The 4,228-nt window shown below is 59.6% G+C and carries 4 protein-coding genes; all 4 read left to right on the top strand.

Annotation, left to right across the window (positions count from 1 at the left end; translation table 11 throughout):
- Positions 1 to 200 (top strand): ABC-2 family transporter protein (locus tag ABX749_RS24160; protein ID WP_372898248.1); only part of this gene is annotated, 200 nt, incomplete at its 5' end.
- 91 nt (positions 201 to 291) lie between these two features.
- Positions 292 to 957, top strand: a complete 666-nt coding sequence (gene cysC, locus ABX749_RS24155) for an adenylyl-sulfate kinase (RefSeq protein ID WP_372898247.1) — start codon at positions 292 to 294, stop codon at positions 955 to 957.
- 177 nt (positions 958 to 1,134) lie between these two features.
- Positions 1,135 to 1,404 (top strand): 30S ribosomal protein S15, encoded by a 270-nt coding sequence (rpsO, locus tag ABX749_RS24150; RefSeq protein ID WP_095740847.1) that lies wholly within the window; start codon positions 1,135 to 1,137, stop codon positions 1,402 to 1,404.
- Between the two features lie 393 nt (positions 1,405 to 1,797).
- Entirely contained in the window at positions 1,798 to 4,077 is a 2,280-nt protein-coding gene (locus ABX749_RS24145; RefSeq protein WP_372898246.1) for a polyribonucleotide nucleotidyltransferase, read from the top strand.
- The last annotated feature ends 151 nt before the right edge of the window (positions 4,078 to 4,228 follow it).

The following is a 4,228-nucleotide window of genomic DNA, read 5'->3' as shown; positions in this document are numbered from 1 at the left end:
TCGGTCTGTTCACGTTTGTGATCCCGATCCTGTTGGTGGTGAACGTTCCGGCCCGAATTTTGGCCGATCCGTTGGTCGCCCGCGAAGAGGGATCGGGGTGGTACATCGTTTGGGCGGCGGTGATGACCGTGTTCAGTCTGTGGGCCAGTCGCTGGATGTTTCGCAAGAGTTTGCTGAGTTACCGCAGCGCCAGTTCCTGAGGGTTCGTTACCGAGCGTGATGGTGGAGGAGTTGGGCGGCGTCGAGTACGCTGACCGGTGCGGTACGAGAGACAGCGACAAGGAAAAACAGATGGACGTTTCGAAAGACATCGTTTGGCACCAGCACAGTGTGGACCGCGAGCGGCGCGAGCGCCAGCTCGGTCAGCAGGGCTGTGTGATTTGGTTCACGGGGCTGAGCGGGTGTGGCAAGAGCACGATTGCCAACGCGTTGGATGCGATGTTGGTGTCCGAGGGACGGGCGACGACGTTACTCGATGGTGACAACGTGCGTCACGGGTTGTGTGCGCCGCCGGCGGTGTTGGAGCCCGAGCATGGGGCGGAATTTGCGGAGCGGTTCGGTTTGGGGTTTGGCGCCGTGGATCGAGAGGAAAACATCCGGCGGATCGGCAACGTGGCGGCCCTGATGGCTTCGGCGGGGTTGATCACCTTGACGGCGTTCGTCAGCCCCTATCGTCGAGACCGCGACCGGGTGCGAAAGATCGTCGCCCAGGCGGGGCGGGCGAGTGATTTCGTGGAGGTGTTTGTCGACACGCCGTTGGAGGTGTGCGAGGCGCGTGATCCAAAAGGTTTGTACAAGAAGGCTCGGGCGGGCGAGATCAAGCATTTCACCGGAATCAGCGATCCCTACGAATCCCCCGAGTCACCGGAGATTCGCCTGGACGGGGGGGCGGGCAAGAGTGTCGAGGCGATGGCCGGTCAAGTGCGGGAGTGGTTGGTCGGGAAAGGGGTGTTTTAGGGGGCATTTCAAGGGGGAGTTTCAGGTTTCAAGTTTCAAGTGTGCCGTGAAACCTGAAACTCGAAACTTGAACTTGATGCCCACGAAATTTGCCGTTGCGGTATTGGGCGGTGTCGGTAAACTACCGGACCGTAAATCAGACACGAAACAATAAATTGGTTTGAAAGTAAGTACGAAATGACGATTTCGAAGCAGCGAAAAGCTGAAGTCATCAAAGAACACGGTGCAAATGACGGCGATTCTGGGTCTCCCGAGGTTCAGATCGCGATTTTGACCGAGCGAATCAACGGTCTGACCGAGCACATGCGGACGCACAACAAAGATTACGCGTCGCGTCGCGGATTGCTCGGTTTGGTCAGCCGTCGACGTCGCTTGCTTGATTACGTCCGCGGGGAAGACCCGCAGAGGTACCTCGATATCATCGGAAAGCTGGGCATCCGTAAGTAGCCCGGGTTCGGCCGCTCTGGCGTGACGAAGGCTTCGGCCAAGAGTCGCCATCGCGGCGACCTGAGATTGATTTCTCGCTTTCTTCTTCACGCCCGGAAGGCCTCGATGCCAATCGCCGGGCGGGTTCCGGCAAGCGCTGTGCTTGCCGCTGTCGTGGGTGATTGCGACCTATTCCCCACCAGGACAGGACCTTTTCTCTATCGCGCCTGATCGTGCTCGCTGGCGTCGGACCGTGCCGGCGAGTGTCAATTCGCATCGGGGGTGTTCTAATTTCGATCTGTTGGTCGAAAACGGTTCAATCATCGTTCATGACTTCGGGCACCCGCGGGCAATCGGGCCGGTCGGTCACCGGAGTAATTTTGTTGTAGTTGTAGTTGCAGGAAGGAAAGTAAAGTGACTGTGAATAAAGTTCGCGTCGAAAAGAAAATCGGACGCCATGTGTTGTCGTTCGAAACCGGTCAATTGGCGAAGCAAGCCGCCGGTGCAGTGTTGGTTCAGTACGGTGAGACCGTCGTTCTGGTCGCTGCGGCCAGCGGTACACCGCGACAGGGAATCGATTTTTTCCCCTTGATGTGTGATTACCGCGAACGATTCGCGGCGGCCGGGAAGTTCCCCGGCGGGTTTTTGAAGCGTGAAGGCCGCCCGTCGACGAAAGAGATTTTGAGTTCGCGATTGATGGACCGACCGATTCGTCCGCTGTGGCCGGAAGGTTTCATGGACGAGGTTCAGGTCCAGGCATTTGTCGTCGCCAGTGACCAGGAAAACGACGGCGACGTGTTGGCGATGAATGGAGCCGGTGCGGCGCTGCACATCAGCCCGTTGCCCTTCCTGGGGCCGATCGCTTCGGTCCGCGTCGGCAAGGTCGACGGACAATTGGTCGCTTTCCCGAGCAATTCGGATCTGGAAGAAAGCGAACTGGACATGATCGTCAGCGGCTCGCGCGAGCAGGTGGCGATGATCGAAGGTTTCGCCAACGAGATGCCGGAAGAAGAAATGATGGAGGCGATTCAATTCGCCCACGCCGCGATCCGCGACGTGATTGATCTTCAAGACGAGCTGTACCAGAAGGTCAACCCGCAAAAGGTCGAATACACGCCGCCGGAAGATGACGGCTTGATGGACCAAATTTCGTCGCGTTATTACGACGAATTCAAAGCCGCGATGCAAACCTCGGGCAAGCAAGAACGCGCCGCCGCCGTCAGTGCACTGCGTGACAAGGCGATGGCCGAAATGATTCCCGACCCGAACGCCGAAGGCGCGATTTGCACCAAGCGATTCAAGTCGGTTTGGCACGATTTGGAAGGCAAGGTCGCTCGTGACCTGATTGTCGCCGGAACCCGACCGGACGGCCGCGACAACACCAGCTTGCGTCAGATCCACTGCGAGACCGACGTTCTGCCCCGTGTCCATGGCTCGGCCGTGTTCCAGCGTGGTGAAACGCAAGCGTTGATCACGGTGGCGCTGGGGACGGCGCGTGACGAACAGCGCGTCGACGGATTGCATGACGAGTTCAGCAAGAAGTTCATGCTCGACTACAACTTCCCCTCCTTTTCTGTCGGCGAATGTCGACCGATCCGTGGACCGGGCCGTCGTGAGATCGGGCACGGTTGCCTGGCCGAACGCAGCGTCGCACCGGTGCTTCCGGCCGCCGATGAATTCCCCTACACCGTCCGCGTGATCAGTGACATCACCGAGTCCAACGGCAGTAGCTCGATGGCGTCGGTTTGCGGTGCCACCTTGGCCCTGATGGCCTCGGGTGTCCCGATCAGCAACCCGGTCGCCGGAATCTCGGTCGGTCTGGTGCGTAACTCAGAAGACGAGTACGTCTTGCTGACCGACATCCTGGGCAGCGAAGACCACTTCGGCGACATGGACTTCAAGATCGCCGGCACGCAAAACGGCATCACCGGGATCCAGTTGGACTTGAAGGTCACCGGGATTAGCGAAGAGATCATTCGCGCGACATTGAAACAGTCGCGTGAAGCTCGCATCGAAATCTTGCGAAAGATGCTGACGACGATCCCGCGTCCGCGCCGCGAAACGGCTCCAACGGCCCCACGACTGTTGCGTACCCGTATTGCGTCGGACAAGATCGGTGCCTTGATCGGTCCGGGCGGTAAGAACATTCGTGGTATCCAAGAGACGACCGGATGCGTGATCGAAGTCGATGATGACGGCACGGTTTTGGTCGCCGGCAACGACAAAGAGTCTGCCGCCGAAGCGATGCGTCAGGTCGAAGCCTGCACCGCGACGGTCCAAATCGGCAAGATCTATGACGGCATCGTCAGCAGCATCAAAGACTTTGGCGCGTTCGTCGAGATCCTGCCCGGACGCGATGGACTGTGTCACATCAGCGAGTTGAGCAGCGGCTACATCAGCAGCATCGACAAGGTGGTTCGCGTCGGAGACGCGATGAAGGTCTTGGTCATCGATGTGGACGAACACGACCGCGTCAAGCTGAGTCGTCGTCAAGCGCTCGAAGAGTTGGGCGAAGAGGACGAGATCGCCGCGATGGTTGCCGAGCAAGGCGACGACCGCGGTGGCGATCGTGACCGCGGCGACCGTGGTGATGGCGACAACGGTGATCGCCCGCGACGTCGTGGCGGCAGCGGACGCCGGCGTGGCGGAAGCGGTGGTGGTGGTGGCGGCGGCAGCCGTCGGCCTCGCGACTGAGACCCGCACCGCGTCCACGGACGCACGTAAACAATGAACCCGCCACAAGAGCCTCGGTTGTCACAACCGGGGCTCTTTCGGGTTCGCGGTAGTGGACGAGGCGACGAGTCCATGCCAACATGCCGACTGCAGAGGACTCGTCGCCTCGTCC

This window comes from Stieleria sp. (assembly GCF_041595215.1).
Classification (GTDB): Bacteria; Planctomycetota; Planctomycetia; order Pirellulales; family Pirellulaceae; genus Stieleria; species Stieleria magnilauensis.
Note: the sequence above shows the minus strand (reverse complement) of the source record. Positions and strands in the feature narration are given on the sequence as shown.